This is a genomic window from uncultured Massilia sp. (genome assembly GCF_913773735.1).
Classification (GTDB): domain Bacteria; phylum Pseudomonadota; class Gammaproteobacteria; order Burkholderiales; family Burkholderiaceae_D; genus Telluria.
The window spans coordinates 46,467-73,024 of the sequence record NZ_CAJYEB010000049.1; the positions used below are offsets into that span (position 1 = coordinate 46,467).

Annotated in this window: 28 protein-coding genes; 17 read left to right on the top strand and 11 right to left on the bottom strand. The window is 71.1% G+C overall.

Annotated elements, in window-relative coordinates:
* Nucleotides 1-203 precede the first annotated feature (203 nt).
* The 3 genes from QZ749_RS24235 to QZ749_RS24245 are packed head-to-tail and all read left to right on the top strand — an operon-like array spanning nucleotide 204 to nucleotide 2,502.
* The gene (locus QZ749_RS24235; protein WP_296952695.1) at nucleotides 204-548 is read left to right on the top strand and encodes a DUF3649 domain-containing protein; all 345 of its coding nucleotides are present in this window, start codon (nucleotides 204-206) and stop codon (nucleotides 546-548) included.
* Nucleotides 545-2,140 (top strand): PepSY domain-containing protein, encoded by a 1,596-nt coding sequence (locus QZ749_RS24240; RefSeq protein ID WP_296952697.1) that lies wholly within the window; start codon nucleotides 545-547, stop codon nucleotides 2,138-2,140. Before QZ749_RS24235 ends, QZ749_RS24240 begins: the two co-directional genes overlap by 4 nt.
* Nucleotides 2,137-2,502, top strand: coding sequence for a DUF3325 domain-containing protein (locus QZ749_RS24245; protein WP_296952702.1), 366 nt, complete (start codon nucleotides 2,137-2,139; stop codon nucleotides 2,500-2,502). Before QZ749_RS24240 ends, QZ749_RS24245 begins: the two co-directional genes overlap by 4 nt.
* Nucleotides 2,503-2,513: 11 nt before the next feature.
* On the opposite strand, the gene nfsB is transcribed toward QZ749_RS24245, so the two are convergent.
* Nucleotides 2,514-3,167 carry an oxygen-insensitive NAD(P)H nitroreductase gene (nfsB, locus tag QZ749_RS24250; RefSeq protein WP_296952703.1) on the bottom strand — a complete coding sequence of 218 codons (654 nt, stop codon included), beginning with the start codon at nucleotides 3,165-3,167 and terminating at the stop codon, nucleotides 2,514-2,516.
* Nucleotides 3,168-3,186: 19 nt separating this feature from the next.
* Nucleotides 3,187-4,368 (bottom strand): L-dopachrome tautomerase-related protein, encoded by a 1,182-nt coding sequence (locus tag QZ749_RS24255; RefSeq protein ID WP_296952707.1) that lies wholly within the window; start codon nucleotides 4,366-4,368, stop codon nucleotides 3,187-3,189.
* Between the two features lie 181 nt (nucleotides 4,369-4,549).
* Between QZ749_RS24255 and QZ749_RS24260 the strand changes: the two genes are divergently transcribed.
* Nucleotides 4,550-5,569: a LysR family transcriptional regulator gene (locus QZ749_RS24260; RefSeq protein ID WP_296952710.1), complete on the top strand. Its 1,020-nt coding sequence runs from the start codon at nucleotides 4,550-4,552 to the stop codon at nucleotides 5,567-5,569.
* On the opposite strand, the gene sigJ is transcribed toward QZ749_RS24260, so the two are convergent.
* The gene (gene sigJ, locus QZ749_RS24265; protein ID WP_373896855.1) at nucleotides 5,469-6,389 is read right to left on the bottom strand and encodes an RNA polymerase sigma factor SigJ; all 921 of its coding nucleotides are present in this window, start codon (nucleotides 6,387-6,389) and stop codon (nucleotides 5,469-5,471) included. The two genes, QZ749_RS24260 and sigJ, sit on opposite strands and share 101 nt — an antisense overlap.
* A 113-nt stretch (nucleotides 6,390-6,502) precedes the next feature.
* Between sigJ and QZ749_RS24270 the strand changes: the two genes are divergently transcribed.
* Nucleotides 6,503-6,931 (top strand): HIT family protein, encoded by a 429-nt coding sequence (locus QZ749_RS24270; protein ID WP_296952717.1) that lies wholly within the window; start codon nucleotides 6,503-6,505, stop codon nucleotides 6,929-6,931.
* A 22-nt stretch (nucleotides 6,932-6,953) separates the two neighbouring features.
* Here QZ749_RS24270 and QZ749_RS24275 read toward each other — a convergent pair whose 3' ends face one another.
* Nucleotides 6,954-7,298: a hypothetical protein gene (locus QZ749_RS24275; protein ID WP_296952719.1), complete on the bottom strand. Its 345-nt coding sequence runs from the start codon at nucleotides 7,296-7,298 to the stop codon at nucleotides 6,954-6,956.
* Nucleotides 7,299-7,583: 285 nt separating this feature from the next.
* Between QZ749_RS24275 and QZ749_RS24280 the strand changes: the two genes are divergently transcribed.
* On the top strand, nucleotides 7,584-9,020 hold the full coding sequence (locus QZ749_RS24280) for a hypothetical protein (RefSeq protein WP_296952721.1): 1,437 nt from the start codon (nucleotides 7,584-7,586) through the stop codon (nucleotides 9,018-9,020).
* A gap of 78 nt (nucleotides 9,021-9,098) precedes the next feature.
* On the opposite strand, the gene QZ749_RS24285 is transcribed toward QZ749_RS24280, so the two are convergent.
* Complete coding sequence (locus QZ749_RS24285; RefSeq protein ID WP_296952724.1) at nucleotides 9,099-9,779, bottom strand: TetR/AcrR family transcriptional regulator; 681 nt, start codon at nucleotides 9,777-9,779, stop codon at nucleotides 9,099-9,101.
* Nucleotides 9,780-9,938: 159 nt separating this feature from the next.
* Here QZ749_RS24285 and QZ749_RS24290 point away from each other — a divergent pair, with 159 nt between their 5' ends.
* From QZ749_RS24290 to QZ749_RS24325, 8 genes are all read left to right on the top strand, one after another.
* Nucleotides 9,939-13,058: a polymer-forming cytoskeletal protein gene (locus QZ749_RS24290; RefSeq protein WP_296952727.1), complete on the top strand. Its 3,120-nt coding sequence runs from the start codon at nucleotides 9,939-9,941 to the stop codon at nucleotides 13,056-13,058.
* Nucleotides 13,058-13,540, top strand: a complete 483-nt coding sequence (locus tag QZ749_RS24295) for a Tfp pilus assembly protein FimT/FimU (protein WP_296952730.1) — start codon at nucleotides 13,058-13,060, stop codon at nucleotides 13,538-13,540. The genes QZ749_RS24290 and QZ749_RS24295 overlap by 1 nt, the downstream gene beginning before the upstream one ends.
* Nucleotides 13,530-14,024, top strand: a complete 495-nt coding sequence (locus QZ749_RS24300) for a prepilin-type N-terminal cleavage/methylation domain-containing protein (protein WP_296952733.1) — start codon at nucleotides 13,530-13,532, stop codon at nucleotides 14,022-14,024. Before QZ749_RS24295 ends, QZ749_RS24300 begins: the two co-directional genes overlap by 11 nt.
* Complete coding sequence (locus QZ749_RS24305; protein WP_296952736.1) at nucleotides 14,021-14,866, top strand: prepilin-type N-terminal cleavage/methylation domain-containing protein; 846 nt, start codon at nucleotides 14,021-14,023, stop codon at nucleotides 14,864-14,866. The genes QZ749_RS24300 and QZ749_RS24305 overlap by 4 nt, the downstream gene beginning before the upstream one ends.
* Complete coding sequence (locus tag QZ749_RS24310) at nucleotides 14,863-15,396, top strand: MSHA biogenesis protein MshP (RefSeq protein ID WP_296952738.1); 534 nt, start codon at nucleotides 14,863-14,865, stop codon at nucleotides 15,394-15,396. Before QZ749_RS24305 ends, QZ749_RS24310 begins: the two co-directional genes overlap by 4 nt.
* Nucleotides 15,397-15,494: 98 nt before the next feature.
* Nucleotides 15,495-15,689, top strand: coding sequence for a hypothetical protein (locus QZ749_RS24315; protein WP_296952742.1), 195 nt, complete (start codon nucleotides 15,495-15,497; stop codon nucleotides 15,687-15,689).
* A 6-nt stretch (nucleotides 15,690-15,695) separates the two neighbouring features.
* Nucleotides 15,696-16,034: a hypothetical protein gene (locus QZ749_RS24320; protein WP_296952743.1), complete on the top strand. Its 339-nt coding sequence runs from the start codon at nucleotides 15,696-15,698 to the stop codon at nucleotides 16,032-16,034.
* A gap of 56 nt (nucleotides 16,035-16,090) precedes the next feature.
* Nucleotides 16,091-16,945, top strand: a complete 855-nt coding sequence (locus QZ749_RS24325) for a DUF817 domain-containing protein (protein WP_296952745.1) — start codon at nucleotides 16,091-16,093, stop codon at nucleotides 16,943-16,945.
* Here QZ749_RS24325 and QZ749_RS24330 read toward each other — a convergent pair.
* The gene (locus QZ749_RS24330) at nucleotides 16,914-17,075 is read right to left on the bottom strand and encodes a hypothetical protein (protein ID WP_296952749.1); all 162 of its coding nucleotides are present in this window, start codon (nucleotides 17,073-17,075) and stop codon (nucleotides 16,914-16,916) included. The genes QZ749_RS24325 and QZ749_RS24330 overlap by 32 nt on opposite strands.
* A gap of 236 nt (nucleotides 17,076-17,311) precedes the next feature.
* On the opposite strand from QZ749_RS24330, the gene QZ749_RS24335 reads away from it, so the two are divergent.
* The gene (locus tag QZ749_RS24335; protein ID WP_296952753.1) at nucleotides 17,312-19,804 is read left to right on the top strand and encodes an ATP-binding protein; all 2,493 of its coding nucleotides are present in this window, start codon (nucleotides 17,312-17,314) and stop codon (nucleotides 19,802-19,804) included.
* Nucleotides 19,805-19,867: 63 nt separating this feature from the next.
* Here QZ749_RS24335 and speD read toward each other — a convergent pair whose 3' ends face one another.
* From speD to QZ749_RS24360, 5 genes are read right to left on the bottom strand one after another with little or no spacing between them, the layout of a single operon-like run.
* Nucleotides 19,868-20,257: an adenosylmethionine decarboxylase gene (speD, locus tag QZ749_RS24340; protein WP_296952757.1), complete on the bottom strand. Its 390-nt coding sequence runs from the start codon at nucleotides 20,255-20,257 to the stop codon at nucleotides 19,868-19,870.
* Nucleotides 20,254-20,436 carry a hypothetical protein gene (locus tag QZ749_RS24345; RefSeq protein WP_296952760.1) on the bottom strand — a complete coding sequence of 61 codons (183 nt, stop codon included), beginning with the start codon at nucleotides 20,434-20,436 and terminating at the stop codon, nucleotides 20,254-20,256. Before QZ749_RS24345 ends, speD begins: the two co-directional genes overlap by 4 nt.
* Nucleotides 20,433-21,881 carry a DUF4178 domain-containing protein gene (locus tag QZ749_RS24350; protein ID WP_296952797.1) on the bottom strand — a complete coding sequence of 483 codons (1,449 nt, stop codon included), beginning with the start codon at nucleotides 21,879-21,881 and terminating at the stop codon, nucleotides 20,433-20,435. Before QZ749_RS24350 ends, QZ749_RS24345 begins: the two co-directional genes overlap by 4 nt.
* 10 nt (nucleotides 21,882-21,891) lie before the next feature.
* Nucleotides 21,892-22,923, bottom strand: a complete 1,032-nt coding sequence (locus tag QZ749_RS24355; protein ID WP_296952800.1) for an SPFH domain-containing protein — start codon at nucleotides 22,921-22,923, stop codon at nucleotides 21,892-21,894.
* A 31-nt stretch (nucleotides 22,924-22,954) separates the two neighbouring features.
* Nucleotides 22,955-23,341 carry a DUF350 domain-containing protein gene (locus tag QZ749_RS24360; protein ID WP_296952803.1) on the bottom strand — a complete coding sequence of 129 codons (387 nt, stop codon included), beginning with the start codon at nucleotides 23,339-23,341 and terminating at the stop codon, nucleotides 22,955-22,957.
* 60 nt (nucleotides 23,342-23,401) lie between these two features.
* On the opposite strand from QZ749_RS24360, the gene QZ749_RS24365 reads away from it, so the two are divergent.
* Nucleotides 23,402-24,913, top strand: a complete 1,512-nt coding sequence (locus QZ749_RS24365) for a polyamine aminopropyltransferase (RefSeq protein ID WP_296952805.1) — start codon at nucleotides 23,402-23,404, stop codon at nucleotides 24,911-24,913.
* Entirely contained in the window at nucleotides 24,913-26,523 is a 1,611-nt protein-coding gene (locus tag QZ749_RS24370; protein WP_296952808.1) for an NAD(P)-binding protein, read from the top strand. Before QZ749_RS24365 ends, QZ749_RS24370 begins: the two co-directional genes overlap by 1 nt.
* Nucleotides 26,524-26,558: the final 35 nt, after the last annotated feature.

A 26,558-nucleotide genomic window follows, 5' to 3' on the forward strand; every position in this document is an offset into this window, starting at 1 on the left:
CATTGGCAAATGAGAATAGTTCTCAATAATAGCGGCAAGGTTGCCGTTTGTCCATGATCTCCCCTGCCGCGCCCACCCACTTCCAAAAGGCGGAACGCCATGCGATAATGCGAATCATTCTCATTCTTGTTAATGCGGCGTCTCACTGTCGCCGCGTATCCACGCCGTGCGCGTCCGCCGCGCCGGCCATCCACCGAGGACCCATGCGTTCACTCTCTCCCGGCGGCGCGCCAGCCGCGCGTCCCCTTCCCGCCTCCGGACCCACGCCGGGCTACCGCGCGGCCGTGGCATCGCGCGCCGGGGCGGCCATCGGCGGCGGCTACCTGCTGTCGTGGCTGGCCGTGCGCGCCCTGGCGCTCGGCCTGCCGATGGACCCGGTCGACAACGTCGTCGCCGCCACCCTGGTCGGGCTGGCCGTCTATCCGTGCGCCGTGATGTGGGTGTTCGCCGCGGCGACGCCGACGCGCGCCTGGCTCGGCCTGGGCGGGGCCTGCGCGCTGTTCCAGCTCGCGATCCTCGTGCTGCGCGCGCTGGGAGGACAGGCATGAAGGAAGGCTTGCGCCAGTCGATGGCGTGGCTGCACACCTGGTCCGGCCTGCTGGTGGGCTGGGTGCTGTTCATGGTGTTCGCGGCCGGCACGGCCAGCTATTTCCGCGACGAGATCACGCTGTGGATGAAGCCCGAGCTGCACGCGGCGGCGCCGTCCGCCACCGCGCAGGCCGTCGCCATCGACCTGGCCCAGAAGACGCTGCAGGACAAGGCCGGCGCCAGCCGCCGCTGGTTCATCACCATGCCCACCAGCCGCAACCCCGCGCTGGAGGCCAGCTGGATCCCGGCGCCGCCCGCCGGCGCCGACCCGGCCGCGCGTCCGAAGCGGCGCGCATTCGCCAGCGTGACGCTGGACCCGTCGACCGGGCGGGAACTGGGCAAGGCGCGCGCCACCCGCGGCGGCGACTTCTTCTTCCGCCTGCATTTCGACCTGCACTACATGTCGGCCCTGTGGGGGCGCTGGATCGTCGGCGCGTGCGCGATGTGCATGCTGGTGGCGATCCTCTCGGGCATCGTCACGCACAAGCGCATCTTCAAGGACATCTTCACCTTCCGCCCGGGCAGGGGCCAGCGCTCCTGGCTCGACGCCCACAACGCCAGCGCCGTGCTGGCCCTGCCCTACCACCTGATGATCACGTACACGGGGCTGGTGACGCTGATGTTCATGTACCTGCCGTCCGGCGTGCAGGCGGTCTACCCCGGCAAGCCGGACGCCTTCTACGCCGACCTGAACGGCGGCCCGGCCGGCGGCGCCAGGCCGGCGCCCGCGCCGGCCGCGCTGGCGCCGCTCGGACCGATGGTGGCGCAGGCCAGCCGCGCCTGGAACGGCGCGCCCGTCGGTCGCATCACGGTGACCAATGCGGGCCACGCCAACGCCACCGTCAACATGGTGCTGCAGGAAGGGCGCGACATGACGCAGAACCTGCCCAACGTGACCTTCGACGGCGTGACCGGCAGGATGACCGCCGCGCCCGCGCACGATGGCGGCGCCGTGCGCACGCGCGGCGTGATGTACGGCCTGCACGTCGGCCGCTTCGCCGATCCGCTGCTGCGCGCGCTGTTCTTCCTGTCCGGGCTGGCCGGCTGCGCGATGGTCGCCACGGGCCTGCTGATGTGGGCCGTCAAGGAGCGGCCCAGGCACCTGAAGGCGCGCAAGGACGGTACCGTCGGCGTCGGCCTGCGCCTGGTGGACGGCCTGAACCTGGGCGGCATCGCCGGCCTGCTGCTGGCGATGCCGGTGTTCTTCTGGGCCAACCGCCTGCTGCCGGTCGGCGGCGCCGGCCGCCCGGACCTGGAGATCGCCTGGTTCTTCGCGGCCTGGGGCATCGCCGCGCTGGCGGCCCTGGCATTCCCGCGGCGCTGGATGTGGCGCCTGCAGCTGGCCATCGGCGGGGCGCTGTTCGCCCTGCTGCCGGTGCTGAACGCCGCCACCGGCGGCGCCGGCCTGGCCACCAGCATCGCGCACGGCCTGTGGGCGGTCGCCGGCTTCGACCTGGTCGGCCTGCTGCTCGGGGCCGCGCTGCTGCTGGCGTCGCTGCGCCTGGGCGCCCGTACCGCGGCCGCGCCGCGCCTGGCGGAGCACGCCGCATGAGCGGCCTGCACGCGACCTGCCTGGCGCTGGTGGCGCTGGGCGCCGCGCTGGCCGGCCTGGCGGCGCTGGGCCTGGCGATGGACCGCCACTGGGAACAACTGCACGGCCGCGGCACCGGACCGGCGCCGTCCGCGCGCCGGCGCCTGCGCCACGCCGGCACAGTGGGCCTGCTGGCCTCCCTGCTGGCCTGCATCGCGCTGCGCGGCGCCGCCCAGGGCTGGGTGGCCTGGGCCGGCATGCTGACGGCGGCGGCGCTCACGCTGGCGCTGGCGCTGGCCTATGCCGCGCGCGCCGTGGCGCGGCTCGGCTGGACGGCGGCTGCGCTGGCGCTGCTGGCGCTGGCCGGATCGTTCGGGGCCTGACGCGCGGCCGGTCAGAGGTCGGTGAACACGGCCGCGGCCTCCAGCCGCGACTTCGGCAGCCGCGCATTGACGTCGTCCGCCGCGCCGTAGCCCAGCGCCACCACCACCGTGCTGCGGAAGCCCTTTTCGCGCAGCCCCAGCGCGCGGTCCAGCAGCGCCGCGTCGAATCCCTCCATCGGCGTCGCGCCCACGTCCAGGACGGCCGCGCCCAGCAGCAGCGTGCCCAGCGCCAAGTAGGTCTGCTTCTCGTACCAGTGCTGCAGGTCCTGGCGTTCGAGGCGGTGCAGGTCGGTGAACGCCGCGCGCGCCGCCTGCTGCGCCGCCTGCGCCGCCGCGTTGACGAAGCGCCCGTCGCGCCGTTCCTGCTCGAGTACCGCGTCCAGGTGGGCGGGATCGGCCGCCGTGCGCGTGGCCAGCACGATCACGTGGGAGGCGTCGCGGATCTTCGGCGCGTTGTACGGGTGGCCGGCGTCGGCGGCGCGGGCAATGCGCTCGCGCGCCTGCGGCGTCGCGGCGACGACGAAGTGCCAGGGCTGCGCGTTCACCGACGACGGTGCGAGGCGCAGCAGTTCGCGCAGGCGCTCGACGATGCCGGCGGGGATGCGGCGCGCCGGATCGAACGCCTTGACGGCATGGCGGCGGCGGGCCGCCTGGTTGATGTCCATGGTGTCCTCCCGGGTCGGTTCACTGGCCGGCGTAGGCGGGCGCCGTACCGATCTTCACGCGCAGCAGGCGGTACGGCTTGCGGCGCGCGTCGACGCCGCCGTTGAAGCCGGCCTGGCGGTGCAGCTGGTTCGCCATCACGTACAGGTAACCGTCGGGACCGACCGACAGCGTGTCCGGCCAGGACAGGTCCGGCCCCTGGGCGATGGTGCTCCAGCCGCCGTCCGGCGCCAGCCGGCGGATGGCGTCGTGCTCGTAGTCGCCGCCGTACACGTTGCCGGCCGCATCGGCCTCGAGGCCGTCCGAGGCGCCCTTCTCGCCCAGGTAGCGCACCGCCCGCGCGACGTCGGCGTCGCTGGCGCCGGGGTCGCGCAGCAGGCGCGTCGGCACCGCATACAGCGCGCGGCTGGACAGCGCGCAGAAGTACAGCGTCTCGCCGTCCGGCGACAGCGCGATGCCGTCCGAGGCCACCGTGAACGGCTGCGGCTTGCCGTCCGCGCCGGTGCCGGCCAGCGCCTTGTCGTCGACGCGCGCGGCGAACGCCGGGTCGGGCGCGGTGCTCGGGTGGCCCGACAGCCGGCGGCTGGCCTTGCCGGTGGCGAGATCGATCACGATGATGGCGCCCGGCCCGGTGAGCGAGGAATCGGTCACGTAGGCCACGCCCGCGGCGCCGACGCGAAAATCGAAACGCATGTCGTTCACGTAGGTCGTGGGCAGGATCACCTCGGGCGGGAACACGACGGTCTTGACCACCTTGTCGGTCTTCAGGTCGACCGCCACCAGCTTGGCGCCGCCGGCCTTCGGCGCCGCGAAGCCGGGCGCCGCGGTGTCGAGGATCCACAGCCGGCCGCGCCCGTCCGCGACGACGCTCTGGACGCTGATCAGGCCCCTGGCCGGATCGGCGTGCTCGCGGTTGAAGGCGGCGTCCGGATACGGCACGGTCCTGCCGTCGCGGACCTCGGCGACGCTGTAGCGCACGTCGTCGCCCCAGCGCGGGAAGTTGACGAAGATGCGGCCATCCTCGCTGACGGTGACGCCGGTGGGCATGGCGCCGTCGAACTCGGCCACGCGCTCGATGGCGGCGAGCCCGGGCGCGGGCGCGGTTGCCGAGGCCGGCGCGGGGGTGGCGGTGGCGGCCGCGCCGGTGCCGGCGAGCGCGAACGCGGCGCCCGCTACCAGGGTGGAAATCATCAGTCGTTTCATGGCGGACTCCATCGATGTCATGTCGGTTGAGACAGGTTGTTCTGTCAATGCATGGTCCCTGCGGTAGACTGCCGGCTTGTCGCCGTGCGCCTTATTGCTGGGAGGATGTGTCAATGATAGAAAGAGTCGACCTCTGGAAAAACCGGGGTAATCGGATAGCACTTTCACTCGCGGAGTGAAAATGGTCCGCTTCGAGGATCTCGCGCTGTTCGTGCGCACGGCCGCCTGCGGCAGCTTTTCGAAGGCGGCGCGCGAGGCCGACCTGCTGCCCGGCCAGGTCAGCGCCGCCATCCTGCGGCTGGAGCGCGACCTGGAGCTGCGCCTGTTCGCACGCTCCACGCGCAGCCTGCGCCTGACCGACGAGGGCGAGCGCTACCTGCCGTACGCGCGCGAAGTGATCGAGCTGCTGCACGCCGGGCGCGAGACGCTGCGGCGCGACGACGCTGAACTGTCCGGCACCCTGCTGCTGGCGGCGCCGTCGGACTTCGGGCGCAACCTGCTGCTGCCCTGGCTGGCCGAATTCCGCCGCCACCACCCGCGCCTGGAAGTGCGCCTGCAGCTGTCCGACAACGTGACCGACGTGTTCCGCGACCCGGTCGACATCGCGCTGCGCTACGGCCAGGCGCCGGACGCCAGCTTCGTCGCGCTGCCGCTGGCGCCGCACAACCGTCGCGTGCTGGTCGCCGCGCCCGACTACCTGGCGCGGTGCGGCACGCCGCGCTCGCTGGACGAGCTGCAGCACCACGCCTGCCTGCTGTGGCAGTTGCAGGGCCGCGTCTACGACAAATGGGTGTTCCCGCTGGGCCGCGCGCGCCGCATCGTGCACGTCAAGGGCGCGCTGGCCTGCGACGACGCCGACGTGGTGCGGCGCTGGGCGCTGGCCGGCGAAGGCATCGCCTACCGCTCCTGGCTGGACGTGGGGGCCGACGTGCGCGCCGGGCGCCTGCGCGTGCTGCTGCCGGAGCAGCCGGGCGAGCCGGCGCCCCTGCAGATGGTGTGCCCGCACCGGCGCCAGTTCTCGCCGGCCGTGCGCCAGCTGCACGCGCTGCTGGCGCAGCGCTGCGCCGCACTGGCGCCTTCAGCGGGCCCGGCGACGCCGGTCAGCCCGGCGCCGCGCGTGCGCGCAGCGAGCCCAGCTTGTCCGGATTGCGCACGGCGTACAGGGCGGCGATGCGGCCGTCCTCGACGAGGAAGGTGGTGATCATGTCGGGCACGCCGTCGCGCCAGGTCAGCAGGCCCGGCTCGCCGTTGACCTGGACGATGTCGTAGCGCACCTGGCTTCCCCACTTGCGCTGGATGCCGGCGACCAGGCGCGCCACCCGGTCGGCCCCGCGCACCACGCGCACGACGGTGGTGACCTTCCCGCCGCCGTCGCCGGTGAAGGTGGCCTCCGGCGCCAGCAGCGCCTGCACCTGGGCCGGGTCGCCCGAACGGGACGCGCGCACGAAGCGCCCCAGCAGTTCCAGGTGCGCCTCGCGGTCGACCGCGAAGCGCGGGCGCTCGGCCCGTACCCGCTCGCGCGCGCGCTGCAGCATCTTGCGGCAGGCCGCTTCGGTCTTGCCCACCATCGCCGCCACTTCGGCGTAGTCGAATTCGAACACCTGGTGCAGCAGGAACACCGCGCGCTCCTCGGGCGCCAGCCGCTCCAGCATCAGCAGGAACGCGGTCGAGAGGTCGCCGGCCGCTTCCAGCGCGCTCTCCGGCGACGCGGCCGCTTCCTCCACCAGCGGCTCGGGCAACCAGGACCCGACGTAGCGTTCGCGCTCGGCGATGGCGCCGCGCAGGCGGTCGATCGACAGGCGCGTGACGACGGTGACGAGCCAGGCCTCGGGCGTGCGCGCATCGGCGCTGCCGCCGTGGTGCCAGCGCAGCCAGGCCTCCTGCACGATGTCCTCGGCGTCGGCGCGGATGCCGAGCATGCGGTAGGCGATGCCGAACAGGCGCGGGCGCAGGCGCTGGAAGATGGCGGTGGGGTCGGCGGTGGGGGCCGCGGTGGGCGAATTATCGGTATCCATGTCCATCAGACGGTGCCGCGGCACGCCGTGTGACAACGCCGGCAGCTTTTTTTCATCGCTGGCAAAATGGAAATAGTACACCCTGAATTCCACCCGATCCACCACGACCCGCCGACACCATGAGCTACGATACCCAGAACGCCTTCGCCAGGATCCTGCGCGACGAACTGCCCTCCATCCGCGTGCACGAGGACGCGCACACCATCGCCATCATGGACATCATGCCGCAGGCCGAGGGGCACGTGCTGGTCATCCCGAAGGAGGCGGCGGTCGAGCTGATGGAACTGTCCGACGACGGCGCCGCCGCCTGCATCCGCACCGTGCGCCGCATCGCGATCGCCGTCAGGAACGCCTTCGACGCGCCGGGCGTCATGGTCGCCCAGTTCAACGGCAGCGCGGCCGGCCAGACCGTGCCGCACGTGCACTTCCACGTGGTGCCGCGGCGCGCGGGCGAGGCGCTCGCGCCGCACGCGGCGCAGCCGGCCGACATCGCGCAACTGCGGCGCGTGGCCGACCGCATCGTGGCGGCGCTGGCGCGCCAGGATTGAGGCGCGCCCGGCGTGGCGCGACTCAGGCCGGCTCGCAGTCCAGTTCGCCCACGCCGAGCGCCGGCTTGATCCTGCCATGCGACCTGCCCGGCCGCACCCGCAGCGGGGCGCGCGGCGCGTTCGTGCGCGTCGGCGTCAATGCGCCGTCCCAGGCGGCCATGTCCGCGTCGATCTCGACGATGCCGTCGTCGGTGCCGCCCAGGAAGCGCGCCACGGCGATGCGCACGATGGCGCGATTGGCCAGCTCCGCCTTCAACTGCACCTTGCGGTTGAAATACAGGTAGGTGTGGAGGGAACCGCCGGGCGTCGCGATGTCGACGCGCTTGGGCAGCGAAAAGCCGTAGCGCCCCGTGGCCCAGAGCTTCACGGTGCACACCCCATGCTGTGGTGACGAGAATGTAAAGTTCATGCAGCGATGCTAACGCCAGCAATGCATGAGCACGCTTCGAAATTGTTTCATGCAGTAACGCGGGGAATACATGTTTCCGCATGCATATGCGGTGCTGACGCGAGGCAGCGCACGATACCCTCACTCAATTTACGCTTGTAACGCTCGCTGTTACTCTTGTAACAGCCGCCGCGTCGCCGTCCGCCAGGACGCCCGGCGCGGCGCCTCCACCCCTTCCTGTCACTTCACGAGGAGCGTACGACCATGTTTGTACCCAGGACCGACGAGCATGCCATCAATTTCCTGCCGCCCTATTTCGACCCCGACTACGTCGAACACGCGGTCAAACCCTTCATGGCCGGCTCGATCATCACCGGCGAGAAGCCGCTGCTGCCGCTGATCGATGTCGAGCTGAGCAAGGAAAAGGCGATCCCGCCCCACATCTTCGGGATGCTGTACGAAAACTGGACGCCGAACATGGAAGAGGAAGGCCTGTCGGTGTTCCTGCAGGGCTACGAGAATCGCGGCCCCGACAACGAACGCAAGCGCATCTACTACTCGGCGTTCACGCCCGACCTGTATCCGACGCACTACCAGCCCAAGTTCGCCGCCTTCATGGACAAGCTGTTCGCGCCCGCGCACGCGGGCAAGCCGCTGATGCAGGCCTACTACGCCAGCTATTTCGACCTGTACTGGGACCTGCACCTGGGCGTCTCCGGCAAGGACATCCCGGACGAGATCCGCGAGATCGGCAAGGCCTTCAACACCGTGATCGGCTTCTGGTTCCCGACCAACGACCTGGTCTACCGCAGCTACATGACCGTGCGCAAGCTGCGTCCCTTCCTGCGCGACTGGGTCGACGCGCGCGTCGAGGACATCCTCCAGGGCCGCACGCCGGGCCACGACAAGACCATCGTGTACAGCTGGATCCGCAACGGCGAACTGCAGGAGAACTTCCGGCGCAAGGACATCGTGTTCGAGTGCTTCCACAACTTCCTCGCCTTCAGCCAGTGGGGCAATACCCTGTTCAACATCGTGGCCAAGCTGTCCGACGACGATGGCGACGCCGCCGTCAAGGACTGGTTCGCGCGCACGATGCGCGACCCCGACCGCCGCGACGGCGCGCCGTTCACGCCGCTCGACCGCTTCGCGATGGAACTGTTTCGCGTCATCTCGCCCAACGGCGGCAGCTATTCGGTGTCGAACGCGCGCCAGAGCATCAGCGGCCAGGGCTACAACGGCGTGCTGACCCTGCACCCGACGTCCAACCGCAACCCGCTGCACTGGCGCGATCCGGACGCCTTCAACCCCGACCGCTACCTGGATGCGCCGCTGACGTCCCAGCACGACGAAGACGCCGCGCGCCGCGCGGGCCTGGGCGGCTGCCCGTTCGCGAAGACGGCGCGCCCGCTGCGCGACGGCCGCGACGGCCAGGTCGAGAACAGCGCCTACGGCGCCGTGTATGCCACCGTGGACGGCGTCACCTATCCGGTGCCGGACACGCCGGGCTACGCGCCGTTCGGCTTCGGCTACCGCCGCTGCCCGGGCGAGCTGTTCACGATCGGCTTCGTCCAGGACTTCCTGCGCAAGGTGCACGCGGCCGGCGTACGCTTCGGCAAGCTGGGCGATCCGCAACCGGCGAAGCTGCCGGTGGGGCCGATCACGGTCATCGAGGACAAGTACGCGTTCCGGCTCGCCTGAGCGCAACGCCGCGCCGGCCCGGGAAAGCGTGCGCCGCCGAACGCCCGCGCGCGTCCGGCGGCGCGTGACGGGGCCGCGTCAGGACGGGCCGGCGCCCAGCTCCCCCAGCCCCGCCAGGATCACCCTGACCCCGGCCTCGATGAAGGCCTCCGGCGCGCCGGTCTCGTGCTCGGTCAGCACCCGGTTGGCCGCCAGCAGCGTGAAGCCGTGGACGTGGGCCCATAACAGGCCCAGCAGCTTCTTTTCGTCGATCCCCCGCGGCACGTCGCCGGACAGCTGGCAGGCATGGACGATGCGCAGCAGGATCGCGCGCGTGCGCTCCAGCGACGGCAGCGGCTCGGCCTTGTCCCACAGCGCGCGGTCGGTGCCGAACATCAGGTGGGCATAGGCCGGATGGTCGGCGGCGAAGCGGTAATAGCAGGTGCAGGCGGCGACGATCTGGCGCCGCGGCTCCTTGGGGTGGCGCGCCGCCACGGCGTCCAGCGACGCGGCCAGCATGCCGAAGCCGATGTCGGCGATCCGATTCAGCAGCTCCTGGCGGGACTTGAAATGGCGGTACGGCGCCATGTGCGAGATGCCGGCCGCCGCCGCGATGTCGCGGAAGGTGATGGCGTTGGGATGGCGCGACCGCGTCAGCTCCAGGAAGGTGGCGACGATCAATTCGGGCAGGTTGCGGCCGCGCGTGCCGTCCTGCGGCCTGGCCGCTTCCCCGTCCCGCTCCGGCGCCGCCGCCGTATCTTCCCCTGCCTGCCGCTTCATCGTTCTCGTCTCCTCCTGCGGCGCATTCTAACCGCGGATCGAACGGGACGGCCACGCGCCGCCCCGCGCGAGTAACAACAAGTAGAAATTGTTTTAGCGCAATAATTACTGACAACAAGCTATAATGCACATCTCCATTCCGTCACGCCCGCGAACACCATGCCGCTGCGCTCCCTGCCTGGCCTGCCGTGCCACCTGATGTGCTGCCTGATGTGCTTCCTGATGCTGGCCGTCGCCGGCCCGGCACGGGCGGGCGTCACCTACACGTTCGCTGGCGGCACCGTCGACGGCTGCAGCCTGTCCGGCAAGACCTATACCTGTCCCGCCCTGCCGCTGCCGAACTGGGACGACAAGGTCGTCATCTCCGGCGGCCACACGGTGCAGGCCAATGGCGACGTCAATTTCGGCTACAACCAGGGCCTGTCGATGACGGGCAACAGTACGCTCAAGGTGAGCGGCAACCTGAACATCGGCGGCATCAACCCTGCCCTGCTGGCCATCAACAACGCCAACTTCATCGCCGGCGGCCAGTTCGCGATGGGCGCCCAGACGCAGACCATTGCCGCCAACATCACGGCGGGCACCATGCAGCTGGGCACCGGCTCGACGTCGAAGATCACCGGCACCATCGTCGCGACCGGCGCGATCGCGATCGCCTCGAACGTCACCATCGTTGGCCCCATCACCGGCACCAGGGTCACGACCAACTCTCCCGTCTACCTGACAGGCGACGTGAACGCCAGCGAGTCGTTCTTCCTGGCGTCGGGCAGCACGATCAAGGGCAATATCGTGTCCCCCGTGGTCGATACCAATTCGCCGGTGACGATCAACGGCAACGTCACCGCCGCCACCTCGTTCACCTTCGCCTCCGGCAGCACCATGAACGGCAACGTCAAGTCGGACGTCGTGCGCATGTACGCCTCCAACGCCGTCATCAACGGCAACGTCACGGCCACGACCTCGCTGACGATGGGCTCGGCCGACGTCGTCAAGGGCGACGTCGATACCGGCGAATTGACGCTGGAAGCCTCCAACTCCCAGGTGACGGGCAACGCGACCGTCAACCACGCGACGCTGTACTGGGCTGCGCGCGTGACCGACACGATCATCTGCCGCAACGGTTCCACGCCCGGCAAGTGCGACTGCGTGACCAACAACAGCGGCTATGACGTCCGCAACATCAAGACCAGCGGCAACGGGCCGTATTGCGAGGGCAAGGCGCAGCCGCTGCACCATTTCCAGATCACGCATCCCGCGACCGCCGGCGTGTGCACGAAGGCGCAGGTCACCGTCACGGCCTGCGCCGACGCCAACTGCACGTCCACCTATGCCGGCGCCGCCACGGTCTACCTGCAGCCGACGAAGCAGCGTATCGACGTCAGCGGCGGGGCCGCGACGGCCACCGCGCAACTGCCGCCCGGCGCGGTCACGCTCGGCCTGACGTCCAGCGACAGCGGCGGCGCCCTGTCGACGACCTGCAAGACGGGCAGCGCGGCGTCGAACTGCTCGGTCCAGGTCAGCGATGCCTCGCTCGAACTGAACGTCAACGGCACCAATGCCTTCACGGCCGGCGGCGACGCCAGCGAGGTCGACCTGAACATCATCGCCCGGACCTACGACGGCAGCAAGCAAGCCTGCGTGCCGCTGTTCCAGGGTGTGCAGCGCAATATCGCGGTGTCGTACGACTACGCCAACCCGGCCACCGGCACGCAGAAGCTGCGCCTCGCGCGCACTGACCTCGCACGCGCGACGGAGCGCACGCTGGCGCTGAGCTTCGACGCGACCGGCAAGGCTGCTACCAAGGTGTCCTACCCCGATGCCGGCCAGCTGAAATTCAGCGCGCGCGCGACCGACGCCGAATCGAAGGCCAGCGGCAACGTGCTGGCGGTGGCGGCGCCGGCCTCGCTGAAGGTCGCCTTCACCGGACTGGCGGCGCCGCGCAAGGCCGGCTATCCGTTCGGCGCGACCGTCACGGCGGTCAACGCGGCCGGCGCCGTGACGGCGAACTTCGGGAAGGAAGCCCAGCCCGAACTCGCCAGGCTGCTGGCCCCGACGCTGTGCCAGCCGAGCGGCGGCAAACTCAAGTACACCGGTTTCGACGGCAGCCCCAAGACGGTCAACGCGGGCAGCCAGGATTTCGCCGACCTGGCGATGAACGAAGTCGGCACCATCGACGTCGGCGCCGCGCTCGCCGGCTCGAACGGCTACCTGGGCAGCGGCCTGCGTCCCACCGGGACGACCAACACCGCGGCCTCCGGCTGCAGCGGCGCCAGCGGCCCGTTCGTCCCGGCGTATCTGCAGGTCGTGACGGAAGACGGCTGGCAGCGCCGCACGAAGGCCGCGGGCATCCCGCAATACTATGCGAACGAGCCGCGGATCCGGCTCGCCGTACGCGCCGTCAACAAGGACGGCAACGTTACCGAAAACTATGCAGGGGCCTATGCGCGCGACGTCGCGCTGGCCGCGGTGACCATGGCCCGCCAGGTGCCGGCCACGCCGTTGGGCAGCTTCCAGCGCAGCGCCACCTGCAACGCTGCCGGCGGCAGCGCCGGCGCCGGCAACCTGGCCTGCGCCAGCCTGTTCGCGAACGGCGTGGCGAACTGGACCGGTGCGTTCGCGCTGCCCGGCTCCGCGGCGGCACCGGGCGCGCCCGCGACGTTCCGGGCCCGTGCCACCGAGGTTCCGGCCGCGGCCGGCGATCCGGTCGCCGCCTCGGCCACGTCGACCAAGGACGAGGACGAGCCGCCGCTGCAGGTCGTCGCCGGGCGCGCGCGCCTGTCGAGCAACTACGGCTATGCCGGCCAGCCGCTGCTGCTGAACCTCACGCTGGAATACTGGGACGGTGCGACCTGGCGCCGCAACTTCGACGACAGCCTAACCCAGGTTCCACTGACCGCCTACGCGCTGACGACGGCCGACACGCCAAAGACGCTCGAGCCGACGGCCATCGGCCTGGCCTACAAGCCGACGGACGGGAATAACAGTGGCGTCGTCGCGCTCGACAAGGGCGGCGCCGTGCTCAGGCTGACGCCGCCCGCCAACGGCGGACGCGGCGCCATCGACGTGGCGCTCAACCTCGGCACGACGGGCGCGGACAATGCCTGCGCCGTGAGCAGCCATCCGGCCAGCACCGGCGCGGCCCTGCCGTTCCTGCGCACGCTCGACACGGCCTGCAAGGACATCAATCCGGTCGTGCACGACCCGCGCGCGCGCGCCACCTTCGGCATCTTCACGCCGGAAAGCAAGCGCATCATCCACGTGCGCGAGGTGTTCCGCTGATGCGCGCACGCGGTTTCACGATGGTCGAACTGATCGCGGTGATGCTGGTGATCGGGATCCTGGCCGCGATCGGCGTCCCGCGCCTGGTCGACGGCTACGGCAACGCGCCCCAGGTCTACCGCGACCAGGTGCTGAGCGGCCTGCGCATCGCGCAGAAGAACGCCACCGCGCGCCGCCGGGTCGTCTGCGTCACCGCCTCCAGCAGCGCCATGGTGCTGCGCATTTCCGCCGCCGCCGGCGTGCCCGGCAACTGCACGGCCGCGCTGGCCGGCATCGGCGACGACGACTACCGCAGCAGCCGCGCCGACGTCACCAGCGGCGGCCTGGCCGGCCCCGGCAAGCTCCTGTACTTCCTGCCCGACGGCACGATCACCACCGACGCCGCCGGCCAGGCCGCGGCGATCGGCAACGTGACGATCCTGGCCGGCGGCATCCAGCAATTCGCCATCGGCGTGGATGGAAGGACCGGCCATGTGGAATAAACGCAGCGCCGGGGTGACGCTGATCGAACTGATCGTGGCCCTCGTGATCGTCGGCGTGGCGATCGCCGGCGCCGTCGCCGCCTTCTCGCGTGCCGACATCGGCAGCGCCAATCCCGCGGTCGCGCAACAGATGGCCGCCGTCGCCGACAGCATGATGGAGGAAGTCCTGCTCAAGCCGTTCAACCGCCCTGCCGGCAACACGGGGCCGCCGGCATCGAACCAGCGCCGCGACTTCGTCGTCGTGGACGACTACAATGCCTATGCCTCGACCGGCATCCTGGACGTCGAGGGCAATGCCATCCCCGGACTCGCGGCGTATTCGGTGCGGGTCGACGTGGCCCCCGTGCAGGGCGGCCTGCACGGCATCCCGCAGGCCGATACCCGGATGATCACCGTTACGGTCCGCAACGCGTCCATGCCCCAGCCGTTCGTGCTGACCGGCTGGCGCACGCAGCCCCTGCTGCCGGGGGAGCAGACACCATGAGGCGCACGCGCGGCTTCACCCTCGTGGAACTGGTGATCGTGATCGTGCTGGTCGGAATCGTCGGCGCCATCGTGTCGATGCAACTGCGCCCCGCGCTGGCATCCTACCTGGCGGTCGGCCGCCGCGCCAACCTGGCCGACCAGGCCGACGGCGCGCTGCGCCGCCTGGTCGCCGACGCCCGCGCCGCCGTCCCGAACTCGCTGCGCCTGCTGACCGACTGCAACGGCGTCGAAATGGTGCCGACGTCGGATGGCGGCCGCCTGCGCACCCTGCCCGACGTCGACAGGAGCGGCAGCGTCCCCTTCGACCCGGCCAAGCCGGCCGTCGCCTTCGACGTGCTCAGCCAGCTTCCCGCCACGGCGCCCGGCGACTGGATCGTGATGGCCAACCAGAGCGCGGCCGACGTGTACGGCACAGCCAACAGCGCCCAGATCGACACGCTGGCCGCTTCGCCGGATCCGGCGCTCGGCGTCTCGCGCATGTCCCTGAAGTCGGCCATGACCCTGCCCGGCGGCTACAACGGCGGACGCTTCGTGGTCGTGCCGAATGCGCAGCTCGGGGTCAGCTACGTGTGCGCCAACCCCGGCGTCGCCAATGGCAGCGGCACCGGCGTGCTGCTGCGCGTGTCCGGCTACCCGTTCCGCGGGCGGCCGGCGGCCACCTGCCCCGACCTGACGAACGCCCCGGTGGTCGCCAGCAAGGTGGCGGCCTGCACCTTCATCTACCGGGAGAACGAGAATGCGACCCAGCAGAGCGGCTACGTGCAACTGACCGTGGACCTGGCCGACGGTGGCGAGCGCACCACGCTGACGATGGGCGCGCATGTGGAGAACGTCCCGTGAAGCGCGCACAGGGTGGATTCGCCTACGTGGCGGCGGTCGTGTTCCTGGTGGTGCTGGCCGGCCTTGCGGCCGCCGTGCTGCGCCTGAACGGCGCCCAGCAGGCGACCGTCAGCGGCGCCATGCTGGGCATGCGCGCGGGCCAGGCCGCGCGCGGCGGCCTGGAGTGGGCTTTCTACCAGCTGCGCGGTGGAGCAGCGCAGGCCTGCAACGACATCGGCAACGGCCCGGCCACGCCTGCCAATCCGGCCGCCAACGGCAAGAGCACGACGCTCGGCGACTTCGCCCAGGGCCAGGGCTGGCGCGTGACGGTGACCTGCACCGCTCGCAGCTATGGCGAGGGCGAGGTGTTCGACGACGCCAAGGGGACCGCCAAGGCGCAGACGAAGCTGATCTTCGAACTGAATGCCTGGGCCTGCAACGGTGCGGCCGCCGCGTGTCCCGACAATGCCAGCGCCGCCGCGCCCGACTACGTCGAACGGCGCCGCAGCGCCTCGATCTGCGTGACCGATACCGGCGGCGGCTGCTACTAGCATCGTTACACCGCGTAGATGCGCGAGGGGTCGTTCTTTACGCGGCGTTTCGGCTTGCGGATCCAGACTGGCGGGGTGCCAACCACAGAAGGAATGCCATGCCCGCCGACCCGCTTCCCGCCAACGCCTTGCGGCGCCGCCACGCCGGCGCGACGATCGTCGCCATCGCCGGCCCCGGCCCGGCCCCGCTCCACGCCCAGCGGGGCGAACGCCTGGCCCGCCTGCGCCGGCGCGCCGGCCACCGCGTCCTGCTGGTCGACGCCACGCTGCTCGACGCCGCCGCCGGCGACTAAGACGACGTGCTGGTCGATGCCGGCGGCTGCGCCGCGCGCGACTGCTGCTGCGCGCTGGCGGCGGCCCAGGTGGCGCTGGTGCCGGTGGCCCCGGGCGACGCCGATCCGGTGCGCAACTATGGGCTGATCGCGCGCCTGAACGCGGCGCGCATGGCCAATCCCGGCCTGCGCGTGCTGTTCGTCGCCCTGGGCGACGGCGCGCCGCAGGCGCTACGCACCGTGCAGGCCTACGCGCGCGAGGTGATGTCCGGCCACGTCGCGGCCACGGTGCTCGACGCCGCCGCGCTGCGCGACGACGGCAGCCTGGCGGCGCTGGGCGACGAGGTGTTCGGCCAGCGGCACTGACGCGCCGGCGCATCGCCGTGCTAGCATCCCGTCCATTCGACAACGACGGGGTGCCGATGCGCGTTCCTCTCCTTTCCTCCCTCGACGCGCTGCTGCTGGACGCGCGCGCACGTCCGCTGGCCGGCTGGCGCCGGGGGCTGGCGGAATTCCTGATGTTCGGGGTGAAGGAGGCGCGCGCCTGCCTGTTCGCCGGCCTGTTCTTCGGCGCCGTGCTGCTGGTGCCGCGCGCCGGCATCCTCGGGCTGCCGCGCTACGACGCGCTGCTGGCCATCGCGCTGGCGATCCAGGCCTGGATGCTCCGCACGGGCCTGGAAAGCCGCGACGAACTGAAGGCGGTGTGCCTGTTCCACCTGCTCGGCTTCGCGCTGGAGGCGTTCAAGACCTCCAGCGGGATCCGCTCATGGTCGTATCCCGACTTCGCCTGGACCAAGGTGGCCGGCGTGCCGCTGTTCTCGGGATTCATGTACGCGGCCGTCGGCAGCTACATCATCCAGGCCTGGCGCCTGCTCGACCTGCGCGTGCGCCATCATCCGCCGCACTGGATGTCGGCCCTGGTGGCGCTGCTGATCTACGCGAATTTCTTCGCCCACCACTGGCTGGGCGACGCGCGCTGGTACCTGGCGGCCGTGGCGCTCGGCCTGTACGCGCGCACCACGGTGTATTTCCGGCCGCTCGACCGCGAGCGGCGCATGCCGCTGCTGCTGGGGTTCGTGCTGACCGGGTTCTTCATCTGGCTGGCCGAGAACGTGGGCACGTTCTGGGGACTGTGGCGCTATCCGAACCAGCTGGGCGCGTGGTCGGCCGTCCACGTGGGCAAGTGGCCGGCCTGGTCGCTACTGGTCGTCATGACCTTCACGATCGTGGCCAACCTCAAGCACCTCAAAGCGAAGATACATGTGCCAGCGCCGTGACGCCGGTCTTGGCGAACGCCAGCGCAACGGGCAGCGCGCACAGCGCCAGCATGACACCGATGCGCACGCGCAGCGCGCGCTGCTTCTGTTCCTCCAGACGGGAAATCCGGTCGCCTGCCTCGTTGTTCATGGAAATCCTTTCATGTATGGTGAATAATGCAATCATAATACGGGGACGCGAAAACTGGCGACACGAATGGACGCGCCCCCCGAAGCGGCCGGCTGCACGCCGCGGCGCCCCCTGCACGCCGGGTCCCGTTTGCCGCGCGAAACATCCAGCGTACACCCATCGTAAGTACAAATCCATGCGTTAGAATCAATACCTGGAATTCCTTTTTCGTATACGTCTGTTTTTATCCACGCCCCATGTCCACCCGCCTGAAACTCGATAACCTGAAGGACGTGCTGTCGCTGGCGGTGCGCGGCGCCCCGTTCGACGCGCTGCTCGCCAGCATGCTGCAGGCGGCGCACGCGCTGACCGGCCCCGGCACCCAGGCCGCCTTCTACCTGGTCGACGACGCCGACGGCGCGCTGCACCTGAGCGCCGCGATCGGCCTGGCGCCGGGGTTCACGCAGGCGCTGCGCGTCGTGCCGATCGGCGCAGGCGAAGCGGCATGCGGGCGCGCGGTCGCCACCCGCGCCACGGTGATCGTCGAGGACGTGCTGCGCGAGCCGCGCCTGGCGCCCTACCTGGACCTGGCGCGCGCGCACGGCATCCGCGCCTGCTGGTCGTTCCCGCTGCACGGGCCCGACGGGGACGTCCTGGGGACGCTGGCGTTCTACCACGACGCGCCGCGCGTGCCCACCGCCGACCTGAGCGCGGACCTGGGCTATTTCGCCGACATGGCGGCGCTGCTGGCCGAGCGCCACCTGCGCGAGCGCCGCGCCGAGCGCCGCCAGGCCGAGAGCGAGCGCCGGCGGCGGCTGTACGAAGCCGTGCTGTCGGCCACGCCCGACCTGGTCTACGTGTTCGACCTGAACCACCGCTTCACCTACGCCAACGCGGTGCTGCTGCAGATGTGGGGCCGCACCTGGGACGAGGCGATCGGCAAGAACTGCCTGGAACTCGGCTATCCGGACTGGCACGCGGCCATGCACGACCGCGAGATCGAACAGGTGAAGGCGACGCGCCAGGGCATCCGCGGCGTGGTGCCGTTCGAGGGCACCTTCGGGCTGCGCTACTACGACTACATCTTCGTGCCGGTGATCGGGCCGGACGGCGAGGTCGAGGCGGTCGCCGGCACCACCCGCGACGTCACGGAACTCAAGCATGCCGAGGAGGCGCTGGTGGCCAGCCAGCAGCAGGCCCTGGGCGCCGCGCGCGCCGCCGAGGCCGAGCGGCAGCGCCTGGACGCCTTCCTGCAGGCGGTCCCGGTCGGCATCACCTACTGCAACGCCGACGGCGGCATCGAGCTCGTCAATGCCACGACGCGCCAGTTGTGGGGCCGCCCGCTCGCCGGCGCCACGCCCGAGGAATGCGTGCCGCGCGGCTGGTGGGCCGACGATTCGCCGCGCGAAGGCCAGCCGATCGGCCCCCAGGACTGGGCGCTGGCGCGCGCGCTGCGCGGCGAGGAGGTCGAGGGCGACCTGGTCGAGGCCGAACCCTTCGGCCCGGCGCCGCAGCGGCGCCGCCTGCTGCTGCGCGCCACCGCCGTGCGCGACGGCGCCGGCGCCATCACGGGCGCCGTCGTGGCCCAGATCGACGTCACCGAACGGGTCCGGGTCGAGGCCGCCCTGCGCGACGCCAACCGCCGCAAGGACGAATTCCTGGCCATGCTGGCGCACGAGCTGCGCAATCCGCTGGCGCCGATCAGCGCCGCCGCCCAGGTGCTGCGCATCGCGCCGCACGACGCGGCCAAGGTACGCAATTTCGCGGAACTGATCGGGCGCCAGGTCAACCACATGACGGCGCTGGTCAACGACCTGCTGGACGTCTCGCGCGTCACACGCGGCGTGGTCCAGTTCGAGAAGGACGCGGTGGACATGCGCAGCGTGGTCGCCAGCGCCGCCGAGCAGGTGCATCCGCTCGTCGACGCCAGCCGCCACCGGCTGCTGCTGGACGCCGGCGCCGTGCCCGCCATCGTCCTGGGCGACCGCGCGCGCCTGATCCAGGTGGTGGCCAACCTGCTGGCCAACGCGGCCAAGTACACGGCGCCCGGCGGCCACCTGGCGCTGGCGGTGGAAACCGGCGCGCACGCGGTGACGATCCGCGTGCGCGACGACGGCAGCGGCATCGAGCCGGCGCTGCTGCCCCACATCTTCGAGCTGTTCACCCAGGGCAAGCGCACGCCGGACCGCGCCCAGGGCGGCCTGGGGCTGGGCCTGGCGCTGGCCCGCACCATCGTCGCCGCGCACGACGGCCGCATCGAGGCGCACAGCGCGGGGCCGGGCCAAGGCAGCTGCTTCACCGTCACGCTGCCGCTGGCCGCGGTCGGCCACGACGCGCCGCGCGCCGACGCGCACGCCGGCGCCGGCCGGACCGGCGCGGCGCTCGACATCGTGATCGTCGACGACAACCTGGACGCGGCGGCCACGCTGGCCGCCCTGCTGCAGGCGCGCGGCCACCGCGTCGCCGCCTTCGGCGACCCGGCCACGGCCGTCGCCGCGGCATCACGCCAGCCGCCGGACGCCTTCATCCTCGACATCGGCATGCCCGGCATGGACGGCCACGAACTGGCGCGCCGCCTGCGCCAGGAGCCGGCCCTGCGCGACGCCGTCTACATCGCCCTGACCGGCTACGGCCAGCCGCACGACCGCGAGCTGTCGCTGCAGGCCGGGTTCGATCATCACCTGGTAAAACCGGTCGATGCGGACGAGCTGGCGGGGTTGCTGGTCCGCGGGGTGCCGTCGGTGGCGTAACACCGTACTGCCGTCCTGCCGCATGACGCAGGGTGGGCACGGGATGCCCACCCTGCCGGATGGCTACCGCGCCGGCTCGGCAGTGACGCCCCGCGCGATCGTGCGCGTCTCGCAGGACTGCGGCCGCAGCGCCGCCTCGATCAGTTCCAGCGCCAGTCCCGGCCGCGCCGCGCCGCACATGAACACGTCGGCGGCGGCGAAGCCGCTTTCCGGCCAGGTGTGGATCGAGATGTGCGATTCGGCCAGCAGCAGCACGCCGGTCACGCCGCCGCCGGCGCCGAAGGTGTGGAAGTGGCCGTGCAGGATGCGCGCGCCCGCCGCCAGCGCGGCGCGGCGCAGCAGCGCATCGATGGCGGTGGCGTCGCGCAGCAGCGCCGGGTCGACGCCGTGCAGGTCGGCCAGCAGGTGCACCCCGCTGGCGGCGTGCGCGGTCGCGGCGTCCGCCCCGCTCACTTGTGCCCGCCCCCGCCGGAATACCCGCCGCCAAAGCCGCCGGTGCCCCCGCGCGTGCCCGCCGTCCAGCTGCTGGCGCCGGAACGCGTCGACGTCGATTCGGACAACATGCTGAACCAGCTGCCGCAGGTGGCGACGATGGTCACGAACAGCGCGTACAGGAAATAACGGTTGTTCACTGGCGGTCCTTCCCGATGAACGAGGGCGGCAGCGCCAGCGCCAGCAGCCCGACCAGCACCCAAGGCGCTGCGCCGCTGAAATGCAGGACCAGCGGCACGAGGTTCAGCAGCACCAGCCACAGCAGGAAGCGGCCGGTGCGCGTGACGCGCGCGGGCGCGCCGGCGCCGGTGGCGCCGCCCTGCGCGGCCGGCAGCTTGAACCACAGGCGCACCTGGTCGTACGCCACCCGGCTCGAGCGCGACCAGGTGAACTCCTCGTCCGACAGCTCGGACGACAGACGGACCGGCCCGTGCTGGTATTCCGCCACCCGCACGGTGTCGCCCGCCTGCGCCTTCCAGTAAAACGCACCCAGCACCTGCTCGGTGCGCGCCGGATAGTCGTAGAGTTTGGTGAACGCCACGCGGTCGTGCCGCACGGCCACCGCGCCCGCCTCGGCCGGCCACTCGTCCATGCCCTCGGCACGCCACCACTCGCCGTCGCTCTCGATCAGCCAGGAAAAGCCGGCGCGCCCGCCGCCGTGCAGCAGGTATTCGGTCCAGCGGTTGCCCTCGTCGTCGGCGCGCACCAGCGCGCCCAGCACGCGCGTCTCGCGGCCGTTGACCTGGCCGGTGCTGCCCAGCGGCAGCGTGAGCGGCGTGCGCCCGGCTTCCTCGCCCTTGGCCAGCACCTGCACGACGGGCGTGGCGGCGTCCAGCTGCGCGCGGCAGGCCTGGCACACCAGGCTGGCGGTGATGCCCGGCAGGTAGGCAATGGCCGTGCCGCACTGCGGGCAGGACAGCGATTCGACGCGGCCGCGGTACTTGCCGGCGCTGGCCTTGATCGCCTCGTCGTCGCGCAGCAGCTGGCAGCCCATCTGTTCGAGCGTGACGGCGGCGCCGGCGTACAGCGCGGGACGGTCGCCGTCGGAATAGTCGAGCGTGACGAAGTCCGAGCCGCGCCGGAAGTCGGCCACGCGCGCCTCCCAGCCCGCGCCGACGCGAAACGGCAGCTCGCCCTGGCCGGCGATGCAGCGCGCGCTGCGCCGCTCGGCCGCGATGTAGCGGCCGGCGCCGGTCTCCATCTCGCGGCCCGGCTGGATCGCCTCGAACACCGGCCAGCCCACTTCCAGCGCGCGTTGCAAGGTGATGACGTAGCGTCCGGCCGAATCGCCCAGCCAGCCGTTGCCGCCGTCGCCGAACAGCAGGTACCACTCGTTCCAGATGCCGCCCGACCAGCGCAGCTGGATGCGTCCGACCACGGTGAACGCGCGCTCGCCGTACCTGCCCGACGTGCCGATCTGGATCGGGGAATAATCCTCCAGCACGGCCGCCATCTTGCCGAGGTCGCGCACCGCGTCGGCGTCCTTGACGACCACGGTGCGGCAGAAATCGCACACGGCCATCACGGACGCGTGCGACTTGAACTCGAGCGGCGCCCCGCAGCCGGGGCAGGAAACTGTCTGCATGCGTTGCCGTCTAGCCGATCAGTTTCTTGAGCAGCTCGGCCTTGGCGCCGTCGTAGTCGGCCTGCGAGATCAGGCCCTTGTCGAGCAGTCCCTTGAGCTTGGCCAGGCGCTCCTCCACCGGCTCGGCGGCGGGCGCGGCCTGGGGGGTGGCGACCTGCTGCGGCGCGAACGCCCCGCCCAGTCCCTGGGCCATGGCCTGGCCGATGGTCGCGCCGGCGCCCAGGCCCGCGCCGATGCCGGCCAGGCCGCCCTCGTTCTGCGCCGCCAGCGGGATGCTGGACGCGGCCTGGAAGCGGGTGTAGCCGGTCATCTTGTCGCTCGACAGCGACCCCTTCATGCCGGCCGAGATGCGTTCGTCCAGCGCGGCCTGCAGTTCTTCCGGCAGGCTGACGCTGGCCACGTTGAACTGGTCCAGTTCGATGCCGTAGCGGGCGAACGCCACGCTCAGGTCCTTGCCGACCTGCTGCGCCATCAGGCCCTGGTTGGCGGCCATGTCGAGGAAGGCCACGTTGGCGCCGCCCAGCGAACTGGCCATCGTGGCCAGCATGATGCCGCGCAGCTGGTCCTCGACCTCGTCGCGGGTGTACACGTCGCGCGTGCCGCTGATGGCGGTGAAGAAGGCGCGCGGATCGGCCACGCGGTACGAGTACATGCCGAAGGCGCGCACGCGGATCATGTCGAAGTCCTTGTCGCGGATCGTGATCGGCTGCGGCGTGCCCCATTTGCGGCCGGTCTGCACGCGCGTGCTGAAGAAATACACGTCCGACTTGAACGGCGAATCGAACAGCTTGTCCCAGTTCTTCAGGTTGGTCAGCACCGGCAGCGTGCGCGTGGTCAAGGTGTGGGTGCCGGGGCCGAACACGTCGGCGATCGTGCCTTCGTTGACGAACACGGCGACCTGCGACTCGCGCACGACCAGCTGGCCGCCGTTCTGGATCTCGAAATCCTGCATCGGGAAGCGCCAGGCGATCACGCCCTCGCTGTCCTCGTTCCACTGGATGACGTCGATGAACTGCTTCTTGATGAACGAACCGAGGGACATGGCAGGCTCCTTTGCGGGCAATGGGGATGGTTCAGGAAATGCAGCCGGCGTTGACCAGGCCGATCGACAGCGAGATGGCGCCCAGCAGGCCGCCGAACGCGCAGTTGTCCGCCTCGATCTGGTCGCGCGCCATGCGCAGCAGGCGCGTCGCCACGACCCACACCACCAGCTGCACCAGCGCCGCGCCGGCGGCCCAGCCGGCGAACTCGACGTAGTCCGCCGTATGCATCAGGCTCGACGCGATGGTGGCCGAGAAGCCGATCAGGCTGCCGCCCAGCGACAGCGCGGCCGCGCCGTTGCCCGCGCGGATCAGCGCGACCTCGTCGTACGGCGTGACCCGGGTGTACACGACAAAAAACGCCAAAACCAGCGCGGCAGCCGTCAATAGATGCAGCAGATAGTTTAGGATGGCGGGCACGAAATTCTCCGAAGAAATGGCCAAGATGTTATCACCCGCATCTTAGAACAAAAACACCGAATGACCAAAAAAATCCTGATCCTGTCGGTTTTCGTCGTGGCGTCCTGCGGGCTGGCCTACGAACTGATCGCCGGCGCCCTGTCCAGCTACCTGCTGGGCGACTCCATCCTGCAATTCTCGACCATCATCGGATGCTACCTGTTCGCCATGGGCGTGGGCGCGCACCTGTCGAAGTACGTGGCCGACGCCGACGTGCTGGAGCGCTTCATCGACATCGAGCTGGCCGTGGGCCTGATCGGCGGCGTCTCGGCCGCGCTGCTGTTCATGACCTTCTCGTGGATGACGGCGCCGTTCCGCACGCTGCTGTACGTGCTGGTGTTCCTGATCGGCGCGCTGGTCGGCATGGAGGTGCCGCTGGTGATGCGCGCGCTGAACGCGCGCCAGACCGCGTTCAACGAACTGGTGAGCCGCGTGCTGACCTTCGACTACCTGGGCGCGCTGGCCGTCTCGCTGCTGTTCCCGCTGGTGCTGGCGCCCTACCTGGGCCTGGTGCGCACCGGTTTCCTGTTCGGCATGCTCAACGTCGGCGTGGCCTGCTGGACCCTGTACGTGTTCCGGCGCGAGCTGGTGCACCTGGCCGGGCGGGCCATGCGCGCCGGCGCCGTGCTGGTGCTGCTGGTGGCGGGATTCGGCCTGTCGGACCGGATGGTCGACTGGGGCGAGCACGGCCTGTTCGGCGACGAGGTCGTGTGGTCGTCCAGCACGCCCTACCAGCGCCTGGTCGTCACGCGCTGGAAGGACGACCTGCGCCTGTACATCAACGGCAACCTGCAATTCTCCTCGCGCGACGAGTACCGCTACCACGAGGCCCTGGTGCACCCGGTCATGGCCGCCCTGCCCTGGGCCAGGAACGTGCTGGTGCTGGGCGGCGGCGACGGCCTGGCGCTGCGCGAGATCCTGCGCTACCCGAACGTGCGGCACGTCACGCTGGTCGACCTCGACCCCGCCATGACCGGCGCCTTCACGCGCCGCGCCGAACTGGCCGCGCTGAACCACCATGCCTTCTCGGACCCGCGCGTGAAGGTCGTGAACGCGGACGCCGCGGTCTGGCTGCAGCAGAATCGCGAGGTGTTCGACGCCGCCATCGTCGACTTCCCCGACCCGTCCAGCTTCGCGCTCGGCAAGCTGTATTCGGTGCCGTTCTACGGCATCCTGGCGCGCCACGTGGCCGAGCACGGACTCATGGTCGTGCAATCGACCTCGCCGTTCTTCGCGCCGCACGCCTACTGGACCATCGACGCCACGCTGCGCGACGTCGGCCTGCACACCTGGCCCTACCACGCCTACGTGCCCTCGTTCGGCGAATGGGGCTTCATCCTGGCATCAAAGAGCCCCGGCTACGTGCCGCCGGCCGGCTACGCGCTGCCGATGCGCTGGCTGGACGCCGACACGACCCGCGCGATGTTCGCCTTCCCGCCCGACATGCGGCGCCTCGAGATGGCGCCCAACCGCCTGAACACGCAATCGCTGGTGCGCGAGTTCGAGCACGACTGGCGCCAGGTGATCCGCTGATGGACCGCCGCAGCTTCCTCCTGCATGCCGGCGGCGCCGGGGCCGCGCTGGCGGCCAGCGCGGCCGGCTATGCGCGCTGGCAGGAGATCGCCCCCGAGGTGCACTATCCGGGCCGCCTGGAAGGCCACTACCTGCGCGACCGCCGCGCGCTGCCGCCGCCGTCGCGGGTGCTGGAGACCGACGTCGCCATCCTCGGCTCGGGCATCGCGGGCCTGTCGGCCGCCTGGCAGCTGCGGCGCGCCGGCCACGCGCGCTTCCTGATGGTGGACGGGCCGCAAGCCTTCGGCAACGCGGCCGGCGCGCGCTTCGGCGAACTGGCCTGCCCGACGGGCGCCCACTACCTGCCGCTGCCGTCGCCGGAATCGGTGCACGTGCGCGAGATCCTGCTCGACCTGGGCATCGTCGAGCGCGACGCGTTCGGCGCGCAGCCGACCTACGACGAGCGCGCGATCCTGCACGCGCCGGAGGAGCGCCTGCTGTTCAACGGCGCCTGGCAGGACGGCTTCCTGCCGGTCGAGGGCGTGGCCGCCTGGGAACTGGCCGAGCACCGGCGCTTCTTCGCCCAGGTGGAAACCCTGCGCGCCGCGCGCGGCGCCGACGGCCGGCGCGCCTTCGTGTTCCCGACCGTGCTGTCCTCGCGCGATCCGCGCTGGGACGACCTCGACCGCATCACGTTGAAGGCGTGGATGGAACGCGAAGGCTATCGCGCGCCGACGCTGCACTGGTACCTGAACTACTGCTGCCGCGACGACTACGGCACCCGCTACGACAAGGTCTCGGCCTGGGCCGGCCTGCACTACTACTGCAGCCGCTGGGGCCAGGCCGCCAACGCCGGCAACGGCGCCTGGCTGACCTGGCCCGGCGGCCTGGCGCCGCTGGCCGAACGCCTGGCCGCGCGCGCCGCGGTGCCGCGCCACGCCGGCACCGTGGCGTCGGTGCGCAGGACGGCCGGCGGCGTGGAGGCGCTGTGCTTCGCGCTGGACGGTGCCACGCCGCGCACCTACCTGGTGCGGGCCCGCAAGGCCATCGTCGCCATGCCGGTCTACGTGGCCGCGCGCGTGGTCGAGGACATCGCGGCGCTCGGCTTCGACGCGCGCCGCCACACGCCGGCCTACGCCCCATGGCTGGTGGCGAACTTCCTGATGAAGGCATTCCCGCGCGAGCTGCCGCACGCCCCGCTGTCGTGGGACAACGTCGTGTATGGCGAGCCGGGGCTCGGCTACGTCGTCTCCACGCACCAGGACATCCGCGTGGCGCCGCCGGACAAGACGGTGTTCACGGCCTACGTCGCGCTGTCGGACCGCACGCCGCGCCAGGCGCGCGACTGGATGATGAAGGCGACGCCGGCCGCGCTGGTGGACCTCGCCGCGCGCGACCTGCGCGCGGCCTACGGCTGGACCTTCGCGCCCTGCGTCGAGCGCGTCGACATCACCCTGCGCGGCCACGCGATGGCGGCGCCGCTGCCGGGCTTTCGCAGCAACGCCGGGCTGGCCGCGCTGCGCGAGGCCGACGGGCCGGTCCTGTTCGCGCATGCGGACCTGTCGGGGTTCTCGGTGTTCGAGGAGGCGGCGTGGTGGGGCATACAGGCGGCGCGCAAGGCGCTGGGGTGAGTAGCCAGCACGTCGTCCCGGCGCAGGCCGGGACC